The following is a 21,515-nucleotide window of genomic DNA, read 5'->3' on the forward strand; positions in this document are numbered from 1 at the left end:
TTTATTATACCAGAGTTATTCCATCATGGCGAAAATTTCCATCAAGCGGATGACCAGCGTCGATTTAATCCAGGCGGAAAAGAAGATCAGCAGCAAGGAAACGATCAAAACGTTTAAGCGGCCGTTGATCAGCTGGATCAACGAAAAATCACTGCGGCTGTAGCCCAGACAACGCTGAATCAAGGCATAGGAGATTTCCGTGCTGATCACCGAGACGAGAAACAAGGCGATCAAATCGAACAGAATCTGCGGAATCAGCGTTAACAGGATCCCCAGGACCCCTTTCAACTGATAGGTCAGAACGTATAAAACGCAGGAAAATCCAATCTGGACGCCCTTGGTAAAGACGATAAACCCGATCAGCGGAATCCCGGCCAAGGAGAAGCCGAGAAAAAAGATCGCAAGCATGAATAAAATGTTGGTGACAAACTGACTTGTAAAAAACGACTGCGGTTCTACGCTGGTGATCACCGTCGTCAACAAGTAAGAGGACAAACGCTCAACGTCGGCGCTGCTGATCCAGCGGGAAAGCAGGACACCGGTAATCATGCCGAAAATTAACAGAATTAATAAGAAGTTGATGGAGTTTTTATGCTTATTGGAAAAATTCTTCAACTGGGGTTGTATTGTTTTCATGTTTCCCTCCTGGTATCAATGTATGACAGCCAGGACAGATTAGACTTATTTCTTGTGTTGGGTATCAACCGGTTTTTTGATCAGCGCCGCGGCGGTCGTCAGCTTGCCGCCGGAAGTAAGCTGTTGATTCAGCTGACTGATGAGATCGAGCGTTGCGCAGGCCGGATCGACGGGCGGCGCTTCAAACAGATTCATCTGAATTTTCTGATCATGGATGCTGCTGAGCGAACCGACGCCAATGCCTAAATGGCGCATTGGCTGATCTTCATAGTTTTCATCGAACAGTTCCATCGCCAGCTCAAACAAGTCTTCGCTGCGGTACACCGGATGATCCAGCTTTCGTGAACGGACGTTGGTGTTAAAGTCGAAATAGCGGATGGAAATGGAAACGATCGTCCCCATTTTATCTTCTTCGATCATGCGTTCGCTGAGCTTATTCGCCAGCTTGCGAAACAGTGTCCGCACTTCTTCTTCAGTAGAGAAATCATAATTCAGCGTTGTTGACTGACTCATGGATTTGATTTCGGCATCGCTGATGATTTCGCGGTCATCCTCGCCATTTGCCCGCTGAATGTAGGTCATCGTATTTTTTCCCAGCAGCGGCCGCAGCTGTTCTGGATCGGCCGCAGCCAGATCGCCGATTGTCTTAATGCCTAATGCTTTCATCTGCGGCGCGGTTTTCTTGCCAATTCCGCGCATGTCTTCAATCGGCAGCGGCCACAGCTTCACCGGAACCTCCTGTTTCCGCAGGACGGTGATCCCCATCGGTTTTTTCATGTCGCTGGCCATTTTGGCCAGAAATTTATTCGGGGCGACGCCGATGGAGCATTTTAAATGCAGGTCGCTCAGCAATTCCTGCTGCAGCTGCCACGCTAAATCCAACGGCCGCGGGAAACGATGAATTGCCTGACTCATATCGGCATAGCATTCGTCAATACTGGCCTGTTCAACAAGGTCAGTGTATTTCTTTACATAGGAGATGAACTGTTCGGAAAGCTGTTCATAATAGCCGTGATGTCCTTTCACGACGACTAACTGCGGGCATAATTTCAAGGCTTCGTTGATCGGCATCGCCGAGTGAACGCCGAACTGCCGGGCTTCATAGGAGGCGGTGGACACGACGCTGCGCTTGGTCAGACCGCTGACGACGACCGGTTTTCCTTCCAGCGGGGGGTCAAGGAGAATTTCCGCGCTGGCAAAAAAAGCATTTAAATCAATATGATAAATAACCCGGCCCACGCGGCGTTCCCCCTTTCTTTCTTTTATATTGAACAGATTTGTTGATTGCTTCTTCAGAAACCAATCCTGTTTCAAGTCAAATATTCCGGTTCACCGCAGGATTCAAGCAGATGGCCCAGCTTTGCTTTTAACCTATCGTGATTTATTATAGCACGGACTTGAACAACTTTCATCTTTCAGACCAGAAAAAACGGAAGATTTCTCCTCCGTGCAAAGATGATCATGTTATCCAATTTTAGCGTAGCTGCTGGTATTGTTCTTCAGCCGATGCTCCAGCCGCAGCTTATCGGCGATCATGGCAATAAACTCTGAATTGGTCGGCTTGGCTTTGGAAGCACTGATCGTATAGGCAAAGATTTCGTCAATCGCGTCAATGTTGCCGCGGTTCCAGGCGACTTCGATTGCATGCCGGATTGCCCGTTCCACGCGGGAGCTGGTCGTCATATAGCGGCGGGCAATTTCCGGGTAGAGCACCTTGGTGATCTGACCGAGGTAATCGACGTTTAAGTAAGTTTCCAGAATCGCAGTGCGCAGGTACATATATCCTTTGATATGGGCAGGAATACCGATTTCATGTAAGATCTCCGTGATCTCCCGTTCCAGCTGCAGGCGCATCATTCGTTCATCATCCTGATTTTCATTGGCGTTGGCCGGCGCAGTGGATGGGGTTGGAGCAGAGACTTTCTGATAGCTGCAGACCTGAGCGATTTTCTCGCTGACCGTCTTGGGATCCACCGGTTTCATCAGAAAATAATCGACCTGATATTTCTGCATTTCCGTCACCATAAAGTCGTTGATAAAGCTGGATGTACATAAAATTTTTCCTATCCGGATCCCCTCCCGGCTCAATGTGCTGAGGACTTCCATCCCGTCGAGTTTAGGCATAATGCAGTCAAGGACAAGAACGTCAGGATGGCTCATCCTTATCCGTTCCAGACACTCCTGACCATCTTTGCAGCTGGGTAAAAGCAGCCAATCGTTTTTCTTCCGCAGTTCCTGTTCCATTTGTTCTCTGATCTCGCTGTTGGATTCACACAACAGGATTCTGATCTGTTTCATCTTGTTCACTCCTCTGTTCGATGTTTCCATTTTATGGAATTTGAACTGAAAAAGAAGTCGAAACAGGTCGAAGTCCATGGAAAAGTTTCTGCTTTTTTGCCTGTTTTTGAACTCAAGCCAAAAGAAATGCCTGAATTTCAGGCATTTCCTTAGTTTGTGTCTGTTAATCGTGCCGGGCTTCCTCCAACATCCAGTCGATGTAAATCCCATAACCGCTGTCGGGCTGGCTGGTAACCATATGCGTTACCGCGCCGATAAGTTTCCCATTTTGAAGAATTGGCGATCCGCTCATTCCCTGAATAATGCCGCCGGTTTGGTTGAGCAGTGCGGAATCGGTAACTTGAAAGCGGATTCCTTTCACGGCCTGACCGTTCTGTTTGCGCACCTCGGTAATCTGGATTGCGTAGCGCTTTGGCGTCGTTCCCTGCACGACGGTATAAATTTCCGCCGGGCCCACGGTAACTTCTTCGCGCGAAGCGACAGGTACGCTCTGCGCGGCGGAAGGCAGTGTCTGGACTTTGCCGTACAAGCCATAGATCGTGTTTTTCCTGACCGTACCAATAGGAACCAGACTCTCCGACTGACAGATTTTCTCACCAGGATTTCCGGAGGTTGAGCGCCGGACGGAAACGACGGTCGCTTCAAAGATCTGTCCCATTGTGACATCGGCAGGCCGGCTTTGCCCTTCCTCCGCGATTTCATGCCCCAGAGCAGCGAAGGTTTTGGTCGCCGGATCATAATACGTCATTGTCCCGACACCCTTGATCTTATCCTTCACATACAATCCCGTCTTGAATACCTTTTCTGCTTCCAGATAACAGACAAACAATGAAGCCGCTTCCCGCTGCCCATTGCGGATGACGGTCACCGGAACCTGATTCCGCTCTTTCTGCAACGTTTTCAGATTCGCAAACAGTTCCTCCAGTGTCGACACGGTCCGGCCATTGGATTCAATAATCCGGTCCCCTACCTGCACTGTCCCTTCCTTCGCTGCCGACAGCGTTTCCCCATTGACTTGGAAATCATACATACCGCTGACATAAACGCCTTCGTAATTGACTGTGATCGCAATCGTATCGCCGCCCAGAATGACGGTTTTCTCCTGGGCCTGAACGGGTAAAAGCGTTAACGTCAATAGGAAGGCCGTCAAACCGAAAATTCTTTTCATGGCCTCACCTCGCAGTACTGATAGTATGGCGCTTCCAGGCTTCAACTATATCCAGAAAATCTTACCAAGGCTTTGTTTCAACTGGGAAAACGTCGCATATAACCGTTGGAATAAGACGAGGAATTTATTTAACTTTAAAATATTTCCAACGAAAATAGCGGCTGTCCAAGGGATCGCAGTCTTTTCCAGCGCGGAATGCCCCTGCCAGTCTTTGAAGAAAGTAAAAGCACGATCAAACTGACCGTGCTTCATTCACTTTCTTTTGATTGCGTTGATATAACTCCTGGGCTGCCTGCCGGGCCGTATCGGACAATTCGCCCTGCGAGATCAGGGCCAGCTGGTCAATCCGTTCCTCTTTGCTCAAACACTGGATTTGGGTTTCCGTGAAATCCTGTCCCTGACGCTTGGTAACATGGTAATGTTGATCCGCGCATGCCGCAACCTGCGCCAGATGCGTGACTGAGAAGACCTGCGCGTCACGAGCTAATAAACTCATCTTCAAGCCGATCGCAGTTGCGACCTGGCCGCTGACACCGGTATCAATCTCGTCAAAGATGACGGTCTGAATCCCCTCCAGCCGGGTAAAGATCGTTTTCAGCCCCAACATTAAACGGCTTAATTCACCGCCGCTGGCAACCTGCGTCAGTGAGCGGACCGGCTCGCCGGGGTTCATGGAAATCATGAAGTCCGCTTCGTCCAGGCCATGCGCCGACGGCTTGGCGTCTTTCAGCTGCAAAATGAACCGCGCATGCGGAAGCATTAAATCGTGCAGATGAATTTCAACTTCCTTCTGCAGCGCCAGGGCTTTCTGCTGCCGGATCTGGCGCAGTTTCAGCGCGCTTTCTTCAAATTGCTTGTAGGCGGTCTGCACATGTTTCTGCAGCTCTTGCAAGTATTCCTGACGGTGCTCCTGTTGATTTAACTGCTGCCGGAAACTTTCTCCCTTTTCCAGAATTTCATCCAGACTGCGGCCGTATTTTCGCTTTAAACGATTGATTTCAAACAATCGGCTCTGAACTTCGTTGATTTGTTCCTCGCTGAATTCCAGCGACTCAAAATAACGCTGCAGCCGTTCTTTCAAATCCTGCAGGCCATAATAGTGCTCATTCAACGCTTCGCTGATTTCTGCCAGTTCCGTTTCTTCCGGAAATCCGCCGGTCAGCCGCGCCGCCTCGTACAGCTGCGGAACCGCGCTTTGTTCACCATCCAGAATTTCCAGACTTTCCGCTACCCGCTGATAGATTTTCTCGCGGGCCGCAATCCGCCGTTCGATCGCTTCCAGCTCCTCATCCTCGCCCGGCTTCAGCTGCGCTTGTTCAATTTCATTCAGCTGAAACCGCAGGAATTCCAAGTCCTGCTCAGCCTTCGGGCTGCGTGCTTCCTCAAGCTGATCATTCAGTTGTCGGTAAGCTTTAAACTGAGTTCTGACGCTGGCTAATAACGCTTCGTCATCCAGATATTGATCCAAAAGATTTAAAAACGAATTGCGGTTTAATAAATATTGCGTATCATGTTGGGAATGAATGTCAATTTCATGTCCCAGCAGCTCGCGAATGAAGTTCGCCGTGGTCACGCGGTGATTCAGACGCATCTGACTTTTGCCTTCCGCGCTGATCTCCCGGTTAATGACGACGTCCTCATCCCCATCGAAGCCAGCTTCCTGCAATAATGCCAGCACCCGCGGATTCGTGGAGAAATCAAAGACGCCTTCAATCAGTGCCTTATTTTCGCCTTGTTTAACGAATCCCGCCTGGGCGCGCTGCCCGCAAAGCAAACTGATCGCGTCGATCAAAATCGACTTGCCCGCGCCGGTTTCTCCGGTGAACACGCTGAAGCCCGCATCAAAATCCAAATCGGCCTCATCGATCAGAATGAAGTTTTTGACATACAGATGTTTAAGCATCAGCTTCCTCCTTCCGGAATGATTTAAGCTTCGCAGTATTCTTTAATCACATCGAACAAACTCAGGATATCAATCGCTTCCAGCCGCCGAATTTTATTCAGCGAACCCTGCGGTACGTAAGTATCGCCGATGCCGACGCGCCGGATGGTCATCGCCGCCTGATGATCGGCAGCCCATTCCAGAATCGCGCTGGAAAGACCGCCCGCCAGCATATCTGTTTCATACACGATAACTGGCTTGCCTTCCTCCGCCAGCCGCTGCAGCATGACTTCGTCCAGCGGCTTGAAGAACCGGGCATTGACAACCTGAACCGGCAGCGAATTGGTCAGCACTTTGGATACGACTTTATCGACATCCGGGCCATAGGTCACGACGGTGCATTGATGATCAGGTTCCGTATTGACGAGCGTCCAGCTGCCGACCGGAATCGGTTCAACCTGCGCCAGCTCGTTATACAGCGCAGTCCCGCGCGGATAGCGGATCGCCATCGGATGCGGCTGGGCAAACGCCGTTGCCATCAGCTGCTGGGCTTCCCCGGCATCTTTAGGCTGCGCTAAAATCAGATTCGGCAAGGAACGCAGGATCGCGATATCGAAGACGCCGTGATGTGTATCGCCGTCTTCCCCTACCAGTCCGGCCCGGTCAATACCAATCACGACCGGAAGATCCATCCGGCAGATATCATGATTGATCTGATCATAACAGCGCTGCAGGAATGAGGAATACAACGAGATAAACGGCCGTTTCCCGCTGATCGCCAGTCCCGCACAGAACGTCGCCGCATGTTCTTCGGCAATCCCGCAGTCAAACGCACGCTCCGGGTAAACCGCGAAGAATTTTTCCAGCTTACTGCCGGTGATCATTGCCGGCGTCACCGCGACGATATCTTTGTTGTCCTTCGCTAAACGAACCAGTGTTTCGCTGATAACTGAAGACCATGAAAGATAGCCCGCCGGCGTGGCCGACAATGGTTTTCCTGTCTGGGGATTGAACGGTCCGACGCCATGCCAGACACCTTCTTTATCTTCCTCGCAATAGGAATAACCCTTGCCCTTTTTCGTCAGCACATGCACGACGACCGGCCCTTGATGGGATTTTGCAACCTTCAGGATCTGAATCAGGCTCTTGATGTCATGGCCGTCGACCGGTCCGAGATATTCCAATCCGAATTCACCGAACACGCCGGTATCAATCACGCCTTTTTTCACCGCGTCCTTCATGTTTTGCAGGCCGGTCAGCACCACCTGACCGACATTGTTTCGATTCAGCGCCGTCTTGAGATCATTCTTCAACGCATTGTACGGCTTGGATGCGCGCAGCTTGGCAAAGTTCTGCGTCAAAACACCGACATTCTCTGAAATCGACATGTTGTTGTCATTGAAAATGATGATGATGTTGCGCTGTTCGCTGCCGATTTGATTCAGCGCTTCCAGTGCCATCCCGCCTCCCAGGGCGCCATCGCCGATAACCGGCACGATGTGGTAATGTTCATGGTTGAGATCCCGGGCAACCGCCATACCTAACGCCGCTGACAACGAGGTCGAGGAATGTCCCGCCTCCCAGACGTCATGCTCACTTTCGGCTCGTTTCTGAAAGCCGGACAACCCCTCATACTGACGAAGCGTATCAAACTGGCCGGCCCGTCCGGTTAAAATTTTATGCGTATAGCATTGATGTCCAACGTCAAAAAAGATTTTATCCTGCGGCGAATCAAACACCTTATGCAAAGCGATCGTCAGCTCGACGACGCCCAGATTGCTGGACAGATGTCCGCCGGTCTTGCTGACATGATCGATCAGGAATTCCCGAATCTGTTGCGCCAGCGCTTTAAGCTGCCGCTGATCCAGCTGTTTTAAAAACGCGGGATCGTGTATATCGGTTAAATCCATTTCCGCTAACCTCCTTATCTTCACTTAATACTGACGAAATTCCATCGCGTCCAGAATCGCGATCAGCCGCTGCGTATCCAGATTCATCTGACGGATCGCATCGCGCGTCTGACGGTAAACCTCGGTCATCGCATCCTGCGCCTGACCTAACCCCAATAAAGTGACATAAGTCGATTTTTTGTTATCCAGATCGCTGGCTGATTTTCCCAGCTCCTTGCTGCTCTTGGTGACGTCCAGGATATCGTCCTGAATCTGAAAGGCCAAACCCATGAGTGCGCCGATCCTTCGCCATTGCGAAATGGCCGCGTCCTGACCGGCCAGAATCGCGCCCATGACCAGCGGCGCAGTAAACAGACAGCCGGTTTTATACAAATGGACTTCTTTGAGCTGTTCCAGCGTTACAGCCGGGCTGTTTTCCGCCTCCAGATCCTTAATCTGGCCTAAGATCATGCCTTCCGCTCCGCCGGCCGAGGCCAGCTCCTTTACGATTTTTAACGCTTTGACCGGGTCGTCGCTGCTGTTGGCGGCTAAGGCAAAGGCCTGCGTCAGCAAACCGTCGCCGGCCAGAATTGCCGTCGCCTCGTTAAACTGTTTATGACACGTCTTGCGGCCCCGGCGGTAATCGTCGTTATCCATTGCCGGCAGATCGTCGTGAATCAGGGAATATGTATGCATCATTTCCAGTGCTCCGGCGGCCATAAAACCGTCCTGTGCTGATAGTCCATAACCCTCCGCGACCGCGAACAACAGCTGCGGGCGGAGCCGTTTTCCCTTGCCCATCAGCGAATATTCCATCGCTTCGCTAACCTCGGAACGTTTCAGCAGCCGGCACTGGCGCTGCAGGAATACTTCAAATTCGTTCATCATAAGTTTTCGTCCTGACTTTCTTTCGGCTGATGCCGCAGCATCAGTTCCTGTACCTTATTTTCATATCCCTGCAGCTGGGTATCGAGATCCTGAACTAGATTCAGACCCTCCTCAAACAATCCGATCGCTTGTTCCAACGCGATTTCATTGCGTTCCAACAGCGAAACGATCTGATCCAGCCGGTCCATTGACTGTTCAAACGTCGGCTTTTCACTCATGCTTGTTCCTCCTTTTCCTTGACATGGGCCTGGATCTGACCGTCATGCAGCCGGATCCGCAGCTCCTCGTTGACATTAACTTCCTGGATAGAACGGACCAAATGCCCGTTCTGAGCGATCAGACCGTAGCCGCGCCCCAGAATCTTTAACGGGGAATAGGCGTCCAGCAGCCGGATCTTTTCTTTCAGCTGCTGCTGGCGAAGCATCAGCTGTTGTTTCTCATGGTGATTCAGATTCAGCCGCAGCTGTCCCAAGCGCTGCTGCTGAAGATGGACCTGACGCGAGGTCTGGTTTAATAAAACTGCGCTCAGCTGATCCAGCCGGGCCCGCTGACTGCGGAGCCGCTGGGTTGTGTTCTGCAGCCGTGAGCTGTCGTAATCCAGCCGCATCTGAAGCGGCTGAAGCAGACTCATCGGATCCTGAAAGATCCGGCTTTCAACCTGCTGCTGATAACGCTGGCGCTGCTGACGCAGTTTCTGATTCATCAGATAGATCAGCTGCTGCCGCTGGCGCAGACAATGGCTCTGCACCTCTGCCAACTGCGGCGTTGCCATCTCAGCCGCGCCGGTGGGCGTCGGAGCCCGCCGGTCAGCGACCAGATCGGCAATCGTGACGTCGACTTCATGACCGACGCCGCAGATTACCGGTGTTTGCAAACCGGCCATCGTCCGGGCTACGCTTTCTTCATTGAACGACCACAGATCTTCAATCGATCCGCCCCCGCGGGCTAAGATCATGACGTCAAAACCTAACGTGTCCGCCTGCCGCAGTGCCGCACAGATCTGTGCGGCCGCACCTTCGCCCTGCACCAGCACAGGAATTTCGCTCACCTGGGCAATCGGCCACCGCCGGGCCAGCGTCGTAACAACGTCTTGGCGCGCCGCGGTGTTTTTTCCAGTGATGACGACTATCCGCATCGGATACTGGGGCAGCGGTTTTTTCCGGGCCGGATCGAACAGACCTTCCTCATGCAGCCTGCGTTTCAATTCTTCATATTTTAAATACAGATCGCCTAAACCGGTCGGCTTCATCGCCGTAACATAAAGCTGAAGCTGTCCGCTGGCTTCAAAGATCGACGTGTTGGCCTGCACCAGCACGGAGTCGCCTTCCTTGGGAATAAACTTGCAGCGGGCCGCATTGGAAGCAAACATCACACAGCTGATGCGTGATTTCTCATCCTTTAATGTAAAATACCAATGACCGCTGCGATGCGCTGTGAAATTGGAAATCTCGCCTGCAACGATCACACGCTGAATCAGCGGATCCTGATCCAGCTTGCCTTTCAGATACCGGACTAAGGCGCTGACGCTCAGCTGCCGGTTTCTCATATTCTGTCCAGAACGCCGTTGATCAATCGGTAGGCTTCGTCGTCGCAGTAATCTTTCGCTAACCGCACGGCTTCATCAATGATGATCGCTGCCGAGGCCGTCTGGTGATCCAGTTCGCTGCACGCCATCAGCAGAATCGCCTGTTCGAGAACGCCTAAGCGCTCGAAGCTCCAATCCTTTAAGGTTTCGTTAATGTATTGGATATATCGGTTTTCATTGTCCAAGGTATCCAGGATCAGAATCCGGCTGAAATCATCCAGCTCTCCGGTTTTCATCTCCATGACTTCCTCAATGATTTCATCCATCGGTTTGTTCAGCAGACGATGCTGATACAAACAGATCATCGCTTTTTCTCTACAACTATGTCGGTTCATGTTAACCCTCCGCTCATTGTATTATTTTAGCATGAAAAACGGTTTGGTGAAACTCTTTCTCATGCCTTTTTGCGGACTTTTGATTTGCCTTTTTTTTAACATTCCTATAGAATGAAAAACAGAACAGAAAGAAGGATCGATATGCGTTCTTCCTCATTCCCCTTACGTTTCTGGGGACATTTAAAGACGATTACACTGCACAAGCTGCGGGTGACACGGCTGTGCTTTAAAATGGGCTTGATCAAGCAGGGTCTGCTTCATGATCTGTCGAAATACAGCCCGGTTGAATTCTGGGCGGGAGTGCGTTATTTCCAAGGCTACCGCTCGCCGATTGACGCCGAAAAAGAAGCCAAAGGCTATTCCGAGGGCTGGCTGCATCACAAAGGGCATAACAAGCACCATTGGGAGTATTGGATTGACCGGAACAAGCAATGTCAGGGCTTATTTTGCGTGGAAATGCCGAAGCGGTATGTCGCGGAGATGGTCTGCGACCGGATCGCAGCGTGTCAGACGTATCAGAAAGAGAAGTATACAAACGCTTCGCCGATCGAGTATTTCCTTCAGGGCAGCGACAAGCAGTTCATGCATCCGCATACCGCAGCGCTGCTTCAGCAGTATTTGGAATGGGTTAGAGATTTCGGGATTGACGCGGCATTTAAGAAAATCAAGCAGAATTTGCGGCGCTCGGAGGTTGTTTAAAGTATTCTGAATTCATGTTTTAAAGGCCCCGATCGCTTGTTTAACAGATTTTTACAGAGGATAAGCAAGCGGCGCAGAACAGCCGCTTTTCTTCCTGTTGAAGACCGTTCTTCCGGCAAAAAAGATACATTCCTAAAGAAACAGTGCGGCCGCCCTTCCCCCCCCCCATTGCTTTGCTTTCCGCATCCCGCTTTCATCAGGATTTTAAGCGCAGACTGTTCCTTAATTCTCTTTTTACTTACAGTTAAGTTCTATCTCAGAAACAATCCGTTGGATAAAAGTGAGGTGATCCCATGCGCTCTATTGATTTATCCGGACTTCCCCGCGATGCGCGTCATTTCATAGCCTGGAATCAGTCGGAAGGCTTTGACGTTCCCTTTCAGTATGATGATCATCAGGGCCTGCTGACGATCCTGCGGGCTGGAAAAGGAAATCATGGCGAAGCGGTGCTGGATATCCGGTATGCCGGTAGGATTATTCCCGCGGTGCCGGCCAGCTCCGTCAAGCATTGTATTTTAGGCAGGATCCTTCAAACGCGCCATTTCGATTTTGTTACGTCGCTGGGGCAGCGGTTTGCGGACGCCCGGCGGGATTATACGATTATAGATCAGCGCCGCGGGCGTTTAAAATCCAATCCCCGGATGACGCAGCGCGAAGTTCTGATCCTGTGTTCGCGGTGCGGCGCTAAAACCTGGATGGCGGAAGAACGAGTTCTGCCGCCAAAAAGCTGCGCCTGCGGCCGCTGTCGGTATTCGCCTCTGTCCGGCAAGCGTTCCATCGCCCAAACCGATCGCTGGATGATCCCCTTCTTTCCCGGCGGTGAAGACGAAGCACGACAATACACCCGCGGGCAAAACAAAAAGCTTCGCTTCCGTTGTCCCTATTGCGGCAACGTGCGCGAAAAAGCGATTGCGATTGCGACGCTGCATCATACGCATTCCATCGGCTGCGCCTGTTCCTGGTCTGTCGGACGCTCCTTTCCTCACCGGCTGATCAAATCCGTGCTGGATCATCTTGAAATTCATTATATTCAGGAAGCTTCCAGAAAAGAGCTGCCGTGGGCGCAGTCGTTTTCCTATGATTTCTATCTGCCGGATTTCGGCGTGATCCTGGAAGCGCATGGAAAGCAGCATTATGAGGAAGGCACTGGTTATTTTAAGAATACGTTAAAGAAAAACAAAGCGAACGACGCGCAAAAAAGAAAGCTGGCCCTGGACCATGGCATCGCCGCTGAGCGCTATCTTGAAATTAACTGTAAGAAAAGCGAGACCGAAGTAATTAAAGCCAATTTGCTTCGCTCCTCACTGTCTCAAATCCTGAAATGTGATCTGGCCGAGCTGGATTGGGTCGAACTCACAAAAGTTGCGTGGAAATCGGAAAAACTGAACATCCTGGAGATGAGCGTTAAAAATCCTGAAATGTCAGTGCGGGCCCTGGCGGAACACTTCGGCGTCAGCCGGGATTTAGTAAAAGAAGTCCAGATTAACGCCGGAATTTATGACAGTCAGAAGGAACGAAAGCTGGGCGTAAAGCGACAACAAGTGCGTTATCATCATCGGACCCAAGCGCGGAATGAAAAGATCTGCCAGATGAAAAAGGACCGTCCGCAAGCCTCCACTCAGGAGATTGCCGAGCTTGTCGGCATGGAGCGTCATGCGGTTTACCGGATTTTGAAACAAAGCGGGCTCTACGATGAGCAAGCGGAGAAACAGAACAAAAATTTCAAAATTTCCATGTCGAAGAAGAGAATCAAAGATTGCGATATTCAGACGATCTGTCAGATGAAACTGGATCATCCGCTTCTGTCTGCCAGAGAGGCCGGCCGATTAACCGGCCACAGCCACAGTACAATTTTATCCGTCTGGAGGGAATTCGGATTAGCTTAAAGCGTCCAAGATCCTATCCTTCTGGTGCAAAGAATGAAAATTTGTTATCACTGATTTGATTCGGTAAAAGGAAGACTTGCGGTGCAAGGAAGGCCTACATTGAAATACGAAAAGCAAATAAAAAGATCAGAGAAGAAGACGGATTCCCGATCTTTCCGCTTTTACAGAAAAAACGTTTCTTAAATCGGGTCCGGTTGAAGCCAGGACTCAAGTAAGAAACGTTTTTCATTAAAATCATGGATGGATTAAAATCAAACTGTCCAACGCGGATTCGCGGCGATCTCAGCTGCCCTGTTCAATCCCCGACTGTTAAAAATCAGGAATAGGCTTGCAGAATACGATCAAGCTCTTTCTGCGTTACCGGGATCGCGGAGCCATGCCGGACGTCGTTGTTGGGCAGCGTATAGTCGCCTTCTGCGAGCCACTCAAAATCAGCGTCTTCTCCTAATTGAGAAAAGCGGGCGACATAGAAACGCTGATTCGGGTAATTGTCTACGTATAGATAGAACACGCCTGGCTCATGCAGCGACGGCAGCGTAAACGGTCCTTCAATATACTTGCGGTTATAGATGAACAAATCATCATAACGACGGGTAAACCCCGCAGTCAGATCCTGGGTGCCCGCATAGAAGATCGTCTGCGCCGCCTCACGTTCATCTTTATAAAGCATCCAATACTGACCATGCATGCGCAGGATTGTACCGTCGATCACTTTATAGCCGGGATTGAACAGCGATTTGGGATAAGTGAAGGTTTCAAAATCCTGGGTAGTCACCGCAAACATGGATCCGCTTTTCGGATCCTGCGCATCGGAATAATAAATCACATACTCCCCGGCAACGGGATCATACGTCATTTCCGGCGCCCAGGCCCGGCTTCCGGTGCTGTACAATCCTTTGTCGAACCAAGCGATCCGATGCAGTCCATGATCGCTTAAATTCACAAGGTCTTCGCTTTTCCAGACATAGATCGAAGGATTATCATACCCTTCCGTCGCCAGAATCACAAATTGACCTTCGGCATCGCGGCCGATAAACGGATCGCGGACCCGTCCGGTTCCCAGCTTACTGGTCAGAATGGCCTGGCCCTGATTCAAATCAGTCCAGTGCAGACCGTCCAGACTGTACGCCAGCTTTCCCGTTTCCTTTCCGAGATCGCCGTTGAAATACGACAAGATATAACCGGCATAGGCGTCAAGCACAACGGCTTCGATCGTTATTGTTTCCTGCTGATCCCCCTGCCGGAGCGTCGCTTCCAGCTGGACCGGCACACGTTCTTCTTCCGGATTTATTTTGATCAGAACATTGTTTTCCAATCGAATTTCACCCGAAACCACCTTCCATTCGATCACGCTGTCATTTTCGCCCACTGTTGGCAGCGGACTCCCCGCATTCAGCAATGAGCCCAATGTAATCGGCAGCGCTTTGACGTCCCGAAGCAAGCGGGTTGCCGGCGTCTGGGCCCGGATTGTGATCGGGAAGTCGCGTTGGAACTGACGGTTTTTGATTTTGGTTGAGAGCGTCAGCGTAATCTGTTGATCCCCCTGCTCTGGAGTTGGAACGGTGATCACGCCTTCGTTGTTTTCGACTTTCAAAAAAGCTGGATTGCTGCTGGTCCATTGGGCTTCGTACTGGCTGTCCACTTCAGGATACAGCGTCGGGTTTTCTCGCAGATCTTCCGCATTCGGAATGGTGATTTCACTGAGCAATACCTCTGGATAAAAACGGTCAAACTCATCTTCGATTTCTGAAGCGCTCAGGGCCTTTTTCCGAATCTGAAAATCCTGAAACTGTCCTTCCATGCAATCGCCGTAAGCAATCGCATCCTTGCCGACGACAAGCCAAGATTTTTCGATTTGATTGATCGAAGCGCTCATTTGCCCTGTCATTGCCGCCTGTCCATTGAGATAGACCGTTGCTTGCGTTCCTTCAAAAACAATCACAATTTGATTGTAGCGATGGGTATTCAGCGTAAATTCGCTGTTGGAAATCAGCCACTGTTCCTGCCCTTCAGCTTTCATCTGCAGCGCCATTCCCTGCAAAGTTCCGTCTTCCCGGACCGTCAGGTTGGTCAGCTTCATCATTTCCTGCTGCTCGTTGACTACGGAGATCAGCGGCAGATCCGGAACGTTTGTCGACGGCTTGATCCAGAAGCTGAGGGTCGCAGTATCGCTGCCGTTCAGGATCGTGCTTTCCATCGTATGCTCCGCGTCGCTGGTTAAAAGATAGGCATCCATTTTAATCCCTTCGCGCCATGTCCATTCCGGAGCTTTCGTTGAGTTGTAATATTCGACCTCCGCAGTATCCGCCGCCAGACTGGTATCGGCCACGTGCGTTGTCTTTGGATTTTTCTGACAACCGCCGAGCAGACAGAGACTCAGCAGTAAAAGGATCATTTTGTTCAAGATTGACAGAGAAATCATTCCTTTCTTATTTTCTTATCTTTTAGTATACAAGAAAATAAGCATGAACACCATGCTTACTTCAAGGTTTCCGATATCAGTTTCTTCATCAGCTGCCGCTGTTGGACAATCAGCTCAGCTTCGTTAAGAACGCAAACTTTCCGATTTTTGACTTTCCATTGCCCGGCGACCATGACATGTTCGATCCATTCCGAACGGCCGTCGAAAACCCAGTTCTGCAGAACGTCGCTGAACTGCGGCGTGCTGATCAGCGGCTGAAAATCCGGCTCGTCCATTCGGATAAAAATGAGATCGGCCTGCATTCCAGGCTTCAGACAGCCGGTCTGCGGCCACCCGCAGCAGCGCGCACCCCACTCGGTCGCCATTTTCCAGACGATTTGCGCTGGATTGAGAACATGTTGATCCCGCAGAAGCAGATACTCACATTTCATAACATCCATGAACTGCAGTCTTCCCCAATCTGTGCCCAACCCAATTTCAATCCCCTGATCGAGCATCATTTTCAGCGGACTGACGCCGTTCTGCGACTTTAGATTGGAGATTGGACAGTTGATCATCCGTGCGCCTCGTTTTGCGGCAAGCTGGATTGCCTCTGCCGGAGCTTTACAGTTATGAATGAGAACACTGTGTTCATCGAGCATACCGGCTTGAGCATAAGCTTCAATCGTATGTTGATAGCCTTTGGATCGAATGGCCTCAGCGGCCAGATCCGTTTCCATGCAATGCGCTTTGAACATTGTCTGCGGATGATTTTGTTTCCAGAACTGTGCTTGGCTGCAGCGATCCTGTGACCAGCTGCTTTCCTCCGGCAACGGCAGCGCTGTTTTTAACAGCTCTTGATCTTCTAATTGTGATGGATCATCCGCTTCCAAAGTCAGACGGATTCCGCACAGCTCGCCAGCTCTTTTCTTGGCTTGATAATCTTGTTGAAACAAGCGGCAGTCAAAAACGGTCGTTATGCCTTGCTTCAGCATCGACATATATTCATACAGCGACAGTTGAATCTTTTCTTCCTCTGTGCAGTGGTTTAACGCATTGACAAATCGTTGTTGAAGCTGTCCCTGCGGCGTGTCGTTGAGCCATTGCGCCACCGGCATATCCATAAACAAGCCGCGCGTGACAGTGCTGGTGCCATGAAAGTGGGCGTTGACCATACCAGGAAGAACTAACAGATGACTGCAATCCAGTTCTTCCATTTCATCATTAGCGTCAACGACTATGTCTTGATCAATATAGACATTTTTTTGAACCAAACTTTGTTTTTCATCCAATACCCATGCGTTTTTGAATTTCATTTTTACCCTTTTCCAATATGTGAGAATGCAAAAAAACATAAGAAATTTCCAGTTTAAAATTTCCTCTATCCCTTTTTATTATTATCTATCCACTCTTCTTTTCCAACATTTCCTAATATATACTCATATTTAAAAGCATTTACACCATTTTCTTTTAATTTTATGTAATTGGCACTGCGAAGTCGCTGCAACGATTTTTTAACTATGTTAATATCTGTCTCTCCACTTGCCTCTCGTACTTGTTTATTTGTAATACTTCTATCTGGATCTTCTCTAAATAAATCTCTTACTATTTGTTCTAAAGTAGCAATTTTAGTGTGCTTTATTACAATAACTACAGAATTTTCAGTTTCTACAATTTCTGGCGGAACTAATCCAACTTGATGTAATTCATTTTTTACAGTATTTAACCCTTCGCCAATATCATGATTTGGTGGATCAGGCAACTTATGAAGCATACGAACTATGTTGGGATTACGTGAATATCGTTCTTCATATATATTTTCCACCGTAATAAATCCAGGTAGCTTTCCCGGACTTTTAATCTCTATTCTATTATCATAAATAATAACATGAATATCATCACTTAAGCTATAGTCTCGATGAATAATAGCATTAACCAATACTTCTTTAATTGCTGTGGTAGGATATTTACTTTTTTTATATTTTCCGTCTATATTGTATAATGTATCTTCTAACATATTGTCTATAGCTATTAAGGTTCTATCAATTAACTCCTCTAAACATCCATTAATTGTAATCGGCATGGAATCTAAAAATCTTCTATCATATTCCGAATTCGTAGTTCTCATTCTATATAACTTAATTCCGCAGCGTGTATCCAATGTTGCCTGCGGTTCCTCGTCAAAAAGTAAAATACCTCCCACATTGGGATATAGTTTTCCATCAACATCTTCGACGAGTCTTTGCTTTTTCAAAAATTTTTCCGGCTGCAATTTAGTTTGCAATTTTTCTATATATTTATGTAACTGTAAAGAATCAATTAATTCCTTCAAATCAGCATGTTTTACTATTTGCTTTTCATATTGATAGCTCCCTTTTGCATATCCTAAGGCTAGTACTTTTTCTCCTTTAATTTCCTTTTTATTTGCATTCACTCGAATAAAGCATTTATTTTGCGCAGTAAAATGAACTTTTGAGCTTTTAGGTATAAATATATGTAAAACATATCCTTTTGAATCAAAATCAATAAATTCAATATCAAGATTTTCTACAGCTGGATTAGTTTGTTCCAATAATGTTTCCAAAATATCATTAGCGTCTTCTATTTTAATAAATCCATTAATTCTTTCTCCATTGAATTTCTCATCTTCAATTCCAATATACAACTCACCTCCATCAGTATTTGCAAAAGCCACAAAACTTTCTTGTAATTTTGAAGGTGTAATCAATTTACTTTTGAAATCCAAAAAATGATCTTCTTGCTTAACAAGTAACTTTTTTTCTTCATCCATAGCTGCTCTTCTTCTATTCATTCACAGTTCTCCTTATTTATATTTACTTTATTACTCTATCTTAACTTCGACATAATTTTATGTAATTCACGCAAAGTTCACTCTACACTTTTTTAATAGCTGCTGATTTATCATATTTTTGAATTATACCATAGTTTTTAAAATTTGAGGATTCATTTTGCCTCTCTACAAAACGTTCTGTTTGCAAAAAAGAGACATAGATAAGAATTTCCGTTACAATAAAGTTACTACACCATACGGAAAGGAAATCTCATTATGTTTATTACTCATTCTATCGTATCTGCTCTCAATTTAAAAGACACTCATCTTCATTTCTCTGAGGATTGTGTCTCTTCTCAGTCCATTCGTGGTGTTGACTCCCTTGTCTTTTCCGACTCGCTTTCTTATGACCCTCCTCCTAATATAATATTGGGATCGGAAATCATGGTATCCAGTCATAATTTGATCTTCTCGTTGTTCAAGCTATATAATGTAGAGGTGATGGTGTGACGTCATTCTTCTAGAACTATGCTATGAATATACGTTCGTCAAGAAGTCAGTCAATTGCTCATTGCAGCCGTTCGATTTAAGTAAGTAGAGCCGATATCCTTTCCATCGCGTTCGTTTAACCTCCAGGAGATCACTCTTCAGAGGGGTGTCTCTATGAGCTATCTTATTGGTATCAACGCCGCCAAAGCCAAGAACGGTATTGCCATCTTCAATTCAGATATGAGCCTTATCAGAAAGCCTTTCACTGTCTCTCAAAGTCAGTCTGATATTCAGAAGCTGGCGAAGTCCTTTGCGGCCATCGTTAGGGATGTCCGTGCTGTTGTCGAAAGCACTGGCCGTTACCCCCTTCCTATCGTCGAACAGCTTTCTAAGGAAAGAATCTTTGTCAGCGTTGTCAATCCTAAGCTGATTAAGCAATTCGACGATAACTCTCTTTGCAATGTGAAGAACGACCCTGCCGATGCGAAGAAAATCTGCAGGTGTGGTTTCCTGAACTGAGATTCTCTGAGGAGTATACGAATATGGATGAATTACATACCTAGCTTCAACTTTACAATTCTCAGTTCGAGTTTTTTTAAATCCCAAAAAGTCTCGGCCAATTCCAATCTTATAGCTTTGTTAGATATGACCTATCCGGGTGTCAATCAGCTCTTTAACAGCCCTGTCAGACCTGATGGCAGCTAAAATGGGTGGATTACGCCGAGATTTCTGGCATGTGGACTGCGTTCGTTCTCTTTTGCTTAATGCCTTTTCCGAGAAGTACAGACATTTCTGTGAAAAGCAGAGCTATCACTTTCGGTATCTTTAGTATCCTTGCCATAGATGATGTTGCCCTTACGATCACGCTGAATTTCGTCTTTCTTATCTATAACAAATGGCCATCCGCAATCTTCTCAATCCGCTTCTTATCTGCGGTTGCCTGTGACAGCACCTTGGTTGGCACAGGCAGGAATACCACAGGAGAATAATTGACCTCATCAGACACAGTTGTAGCTTCGTACACAGGCGAATTGTTCTGGTATGCTTCTAGCTTTTTGATATCCTTGCCAGTGGGTTCAGCCATATTTTCCAGTTCTTCAACCTTAGCTGAATCATAGAAGGAAGACAAAGAATCTTTAGAGAGCATAGTCTGAATGTGGTCTTCGGCAATAGCATAGCTGCGCTGCAACGTCTGCATAACAGCGTACTCATGGTAAATGAACTCCTCATTGGAGTAAATCTTACAGTATTCGTTTTCCACGAAGTCAGCATACAGTTTGATAATGATGAGCAATCTTCGAGAGAGATTTCGTTTTTCTTGTCACCCAGAGCCTTACGCAATTTCTTGAAGGAGCTGGATGCATCAATCAACTGGATTTTCCCCTTGTGTTCAGGGCGCTTATTCTTGGAAAAAAACCATATATGTTGCACTAGGAGTGTTATAGAACAAATTCATCGGTAATGCTACAATAGCTTCCAACAAATCATTTTCTATAATCCACTTTCTAATTTGACTTTCGCCAAAAGCGATGCTGTCAATAAATAACGAACTTCCGTTAGAAATAATAGCAGCTCTGCCAACATTATTCTCCATCTTGTCAACGGCAGACTGCAGGAACAGCATCTGCATATCGCCGGAACCAGGCAGATCTGCACCCCAACGACCGTTAAAGCCCTTGGCATATTCAGACTGAACAGCCTGTTCCACACCCTTTGCTGCATCCTTGCCGCCCCAAGGAGTGCCAAAAGACGAGTTCTCAATTACAAAGCGCATCCTGGTGCCCTTAAAACGGTCTGCCTTCGGTGTCCTGGTAGCAGATGTTTTCTGCGTTCTGACCCTTAATCATCATCTCAGGCAAGGCAGATTGAGTAAGACTCAGGGTTGATTCCCTGTTCAAACAAACGCGCATCGGCGGTGGGGTTATAACGCTTGATGAAATTTAGATTGTCGCTTCATTCAACCCCACTGTACTTACATAGTATCCTTCTGCCCAAAAGTGTCTATTCCCAAACTTGCATTTCAAATTTACATGCTGATCAAACATCATCAGCGCTGATTTCCCTTTCAAATATCCCATGAATGAGGATACACTGTATTTTCGCGGAATAGCTAACAGCAAATGCACATGATCCGGCATCATATGCCCCTCTATGATCTCTATCCCTTTGTATTTGCACAGTGCTTTGATGATATTGATCAAATCTTTTCGATTTTGATTATAGATCACTTTTCTTCTATACTTAGAAATGAACACAATGTGATATTTGCACATTCATGCTGTGTGGGCTAATGAATTGTATTTCAAGCCATTTGAATCACCTTTCCTTTCTTAATAGTAGCTTGAACAACTCTATTTTATTCGGAAAGGTGATTCCACTGTATAACTTTTTTTGCCCACCCGCATAGCGGGTGGTTTTTTGTTTCGCTGGCTTCGCCTGCTCAACCGACTTAAGTCTTCCCGGAATCCACCTTCTGTGGATTTCTCCGTATCATAAAAACTGCCGACTTCCTCTTTTTTGAGTTTGTCTACAGTCTGACCCAGTCATACTGAGCTTTTTCAGAGCGCT

General features: G+C 47.9%; 17 protein-coding genes and 2 pseudogenes. 3 read left to right on the forward strand and 16 right to left on the reverse strand.

Annotation, left to right across the window (positions count from 1 at the left end; all coding sequences use genetic code 11):
* Positions 1-15: 15 nt before the first annotated feature.
* The 10 genes from I2G61_RS04030 to nusB all read right to left on the reverse strand — a co-directional run bounded on the left by I2G61_RS04030 (position 16) and on the right by nusB (position 10,681).
* Positions 16-636 (reverse strand): stage II sporulation protein M, encoded by a 621-nt coding sequence (locus I2G61_RS04030; RefSeq protein ID WP_072684448.1) that lies wholly within the window; start codon positions 634-636, stop codon positions 16-18.
* A gap of 45 nt (positions 637-681) precedes the next feature.
* Positions 682-1,875 carry a DNA polymerase IV gene (gene dinB, locus I2G61_RS04035; protein WP_072684447.1) on the reverse strand — a complete coding sequence of 398 codons (1,194 nt, stop codon included), beginning with the start codon at positions 1,873-1,875 and terminating at the stop codon, positions 682-684.
* Between the two features lie 225 nt (positions 1,876-2,100).
* On the reverse strand, positions 2,101-2,934 hold the full coding sequence (spo0A, locus tag I2G61_RS04040) for a sporulation transcription factor Spo0A (protein ID WP_072684446.1): 834 nt from the start codon (positions 2,932-2,934) through the stop codon (positions 2,101-2,103).
* A gap of 163 nt (positions 2,935-3,097) precedes the next feature.
* Positions 3,098-4,102 carry a SpoIVB peptidase gene (spoIVB, locus tag I2G61_RS04045; RefSeq protein ID WP_072684445.1) on the reverse strand — a complete coding sequence of 335 codons (1,005 nt, stop codon included), beginning with the start codon at positions 4,100-4,102 and terminating at the stop codon, positions 3,098-3,100.
* A 232-nt stretch (positions 4,103-4,334) separates the two neighbouring features.
* Positions 4,335-6,005 carry a DNA repair protein RecN gene (gene recN / locus I2G61_RS04050; RefSeq protein WP_072684443.1) on the reverse strand — a complete coding sequence of 557 codons (1,671 nt, stop codon included), beginning with the start codon at positions 6,003-6,005 and terminating at the stop codon, positions 4,335-4,337.
* 23 nt (positions 6,006-6,028) lie between these two features.
* On the reverse strand, positions 6,029-7,894 hold the full coding sequence (gene dxs, locus I2G61_RS04055; RefSeq protein ID WP_072684442.1) for a 1-deoxy-D-xylulose-5-phosphate synthase: 1,866 nt from the start codon (positions 7,892-7,894) through the stop codon (positions 6,029-6,031).
* Positions 7,895-7,918: 24 nt separating this feature from the next.
* Positions 7,919-8,761 (reverse strand): polyprenyl synthetase family protein, encoded by an 843-nt coding sequence (locus tag I2G61_RS04060; protein WP_195547949.1) that lies wholly within the window; start codon positions 8,759-8,761, stop codon positions 7,919-7,921.
* Positions 8,758-8,979 (reverse strand): exodeoxyribonuclease VII small subunit, encoded by a 222-nt coding sequence (gene xseB / locus I2G61_RS04065; RefSeq protein WP_006060764.1) that lies wholly within the window; start codon positions 8,977-8,979, stop codon positions 8,758-8,760. The genes I2G61_RS04060 and xseB overlap by 4 nt, the downstream gene beginning before the upstream one ends.
* A complete protein-coding gene (gene xseA, locus I2G61_RS04070; protein WP_072684441.1) occupies positions 8,976-10,307 on the reverse strand; it encodes an exodeoxyribonuclease VII large subunit in 1,332 nt (443 codons plus the stop codon). Before xseA ends, xseB begins: the two co-directional genes overlap by 4 nt.
* Positions 10,304-10,681: a transcription antitermination factor NusB gene (gene nusB / locus I2G61_RS04075; RefSeq protein ID WP_039865145.1), complete on the reverse strand. Its 378-nt coding sequence runs from the start codon at positions 10,679-10,681 to the stop codon at positions 10,304-10,306. Before nusB ends, xseA begins: the two co-directional genes overlap by 4 nt.
* Positions 10,682-10,822: 141 nt before the next feature.
* Between nusB and I2G61_RS04080 the strand changes: the two genes are divergently transcribed.
* Both I2G61_RS04080 and I2G61_RS04085 read left to right on the forward strand, forming a co-directional pair.
* Positions 10,823-11,380 (forward strand): DUF5662 family protein, encoded by a 558-nt coding sequence (locus tag I2G61_RS04080; protein WP_072684440.1) that lies wholly within the window; start codon positions 10,823-10,825, stop codon positions 11,378-11,380.
* Between the two features lie 293 nt (positions 11,381-11,673).
* Entirely contained in the window at positions 11,674-13,266 is a 1,593-nt protein-coding gene (locus I2G61_RS04085) for a hypothetical protein (RefSeq protein ID WP_195547950.1), read from the forward strand.
* A 316-nt stretch (positions 13,267-13,582) separates the two neighbouring features.
* Here I2G61_RS04085 and I2G61_RS04090 read toward each other — a convergent pair whose 3' ends face one another.
* The 3 genes from I2G61_RS04090 to I2G61_RS04100 all read right to left on the reverse strand — a co-directional run bounded on the left by I2G61_RS04090 (position 13,583) and on the right by I2G61_RS04100 (position 18,479).
* Entirely contained in the window at positions 13,583-15,688 is a 2,106-nt protein-coding gene (locus I2G61_RS04090; RefSeq protein WP_195547951.1) for a LamG-like jellyroll fold domain-containing protein, read from the reverse strand.
* 56 nt (positions 15,689-15,744) lie between these two features.
* Positions 15,745-16,983: an amidohydrolase family protein gene (locus I2G61_RS04095; RefSeq protein WP_195547952.1), complete on the reverse strand. Its 1,239-nt coding sequence runs from the start codon at positions 16,981-16,983 to the stop codon at positions 15,745-15,747.
* A 65-nt stretch (positions 16,984-17,048) separates the two neighbouring features.
* Complete coding sequence (locus I2G61_RS04100) at positions 17,049-18,479, reverse strand: RNA-binding domain-containing protein (RefSeq protein WP_195547953.1); 1,431 nt, start codon at positions 18,477-18,479, stop codon at positions 17,049-17,051.
* A gap of 642 nt (positions 18,480-19,121) precedes the next feature.
* Here I2G61_RS04100 and I2G61_RS04105 point away from each other — a divergent pair.
* A complete protein-coding gene (locus tag I2G61_RS04105) occupies positions 19,122-19,466 on the forward strand; it encodes a transposase (RefSeq protein WP_195547954.1) in 345 nt (114 codons plus the stop codon).
* Between the two features lie 367 nt (positions 19,467-19,833).
* Here I2G61_RS04105 and I2G61_RS16360 read toward each other — a convergent pair whose 3' ends face one another.
* The 3 genes and pseudogenes from I2G61_RS16360 to tnpA all read right to left on the reverse strand — a co-directional run.
* Positions 19,834-20,145, reverse strand: a complete 312-nt coding sequence (locus I2G61_RS16360) for a hypothetical protein (protein ID WP_229100669.1) — start codon at positions 20,143-20,145, stop codon at positions 19,834-19,836.
* A gap of 201 nt (positions 20,146-20,346) precedes the next feature.
* A pseudogene (locus tag I2G61_RS16365) lies at positions 20,347-20,739 on the reverse strand (class I SAM-dependent DNA methyltransferase); the annotation flags it as partial.
* A gap of 151 nt (positions 20,740-20,890) precedes the next feature.
* Positions 20,891-21,220: pseudogene (gene tnpA, locus I2G61_RS04115) on the reverse strand (IS200/IS605 family transposase); the annotation flags it as partial.
* Positions 21,221-21,515: the final 295 nt, after the last annotated feature.

The organism is Holdemania sp. 1001095H_141210_F2 (genome assembly GCF_015558105.1).
Lineage (GTDB): Bacteria > Bacillota_I > Bacilli_A > Erysipelotrichales > Erysipelotrichaceae > Holdemania.

What these genes read in the sequence shown, in the direction of transcription:
- I2G61_RS04030 (WP_072684448.1), bottom strand. Translation starts at nt 636, where the DNA reads ATGAAAACAATACAACCCCAGTTGAAGAATTTTTCCAATAAGCATAAA.
- spo0A (WP_072684446.1), bottom strand. Translation starts at nt 2,934, where the DNA reads ATGAAACAGATCAGAATCCTGTTGTGTGAATCCAACAGCGAGATCAGA.
- spoIVB (WP_072684445.1), bottom strand. Translation starts at nt 4,102, where the DNA reads ATGAAAAGAATTTTCGGTTTGACGGCCTTCCTATTGACGTTAACGCTT.
- recN (WP_072684443.1), bottom strand. Translation starts at nt 6,005, where the DNA reads ATGCTTAAACATCTGTATGTCAAAAACTTCATTCTGATCGATGAGGCC.
- dxs (WP_072684442.1), bottom strand. Translation starts at nt 7,894, where the DNA reads ATGGATTTAACCGATATACACGATCCCGCGTTTTTAAAACAGCTGGAT.
- I2G61_RS04060 (WP_195547949.1), bottom strand. Translation starts at nt 8,761, where the DNA reads ATGATGAACGAATTTGAAGTATTCCTGCAGCGCCAGTGCCGGCTGCTG.
- xseB (WP_006060764.1), bottom strand. Translation starts at nt 8,979, where the DNA reads ATGAGTGAAAAGCCGACGTTTGAACAGTCAATGGACCGGCTGGATCAG.
- xseA (WP_072684441.1), bottom strand. Translation starts at nt 10,307, where the DNA reads ATGAGAAACCGGCAGCTGAGCGTCAGCGCCTTAGTCCGGTATCTGAAA.
- nusB (WP_039865145.1), bottom strand. Translation starts at nt 10,681, where the DNA reads ATGAACCGACATAGTTGTAGAGAAAAAGCGATGATCTGTTTGTATCAG.
- I2G61_RS04080 (WP_072684440.1), top strand. Translation starts at nt 10,823, where the DNA reads ATGCGTTCTTCCTCATTCCCCTTACGTTTCTGGGGACATTTAAAGACG.
- I2G61_RS04085 (WP_195547950.1), top strand. Translation starts at nt 11,674, where the DNA reads ATGCGCTCTATTGATTTATCCGGACTTCCCCGCGATGCGCGTCATTTC.
- I2G61_RS04090 (WP_195547951.1), bottom strand. Translation starts at nt 15,688, where the DNA reads ATGATTTCTCTGTCAATCTTGAACAAAATGATCCTTTTACTGCTGAGT.
- I2G61_RS04095 (WP_195547952.1), bottom strand. Translation starts at nt 16,983, where the DNA reads ATGAAATTCAAAAACGCATGGGTATTGGATGAAAAACAAAGTTTGGTT.
- I2G61_RS04100 (WP_195547953.1), bottom strand. Translation starts at nt 18,479, where the DNA reads ATGAATAGAAGAAGAGCAGCTATGGATGAAGAAAAAAAGTTACTTGTT.
- I2G61_RS04105 (WP_195547954.1), top strand. Translation starts at nt 19,122, where the DNA reads ATGAGCTATCTTATTGGTATCAACGCCGCCAAAGCCAAGAACGGTATT.
- I2G61_RS16360 (WP_229100669.1), bottom strand. Translation starts at nt 20,145, where the DNA reads ATGCAGACGTTGCAGCGCAGCTATGCTATTGCCGAAGACCACATTCAG.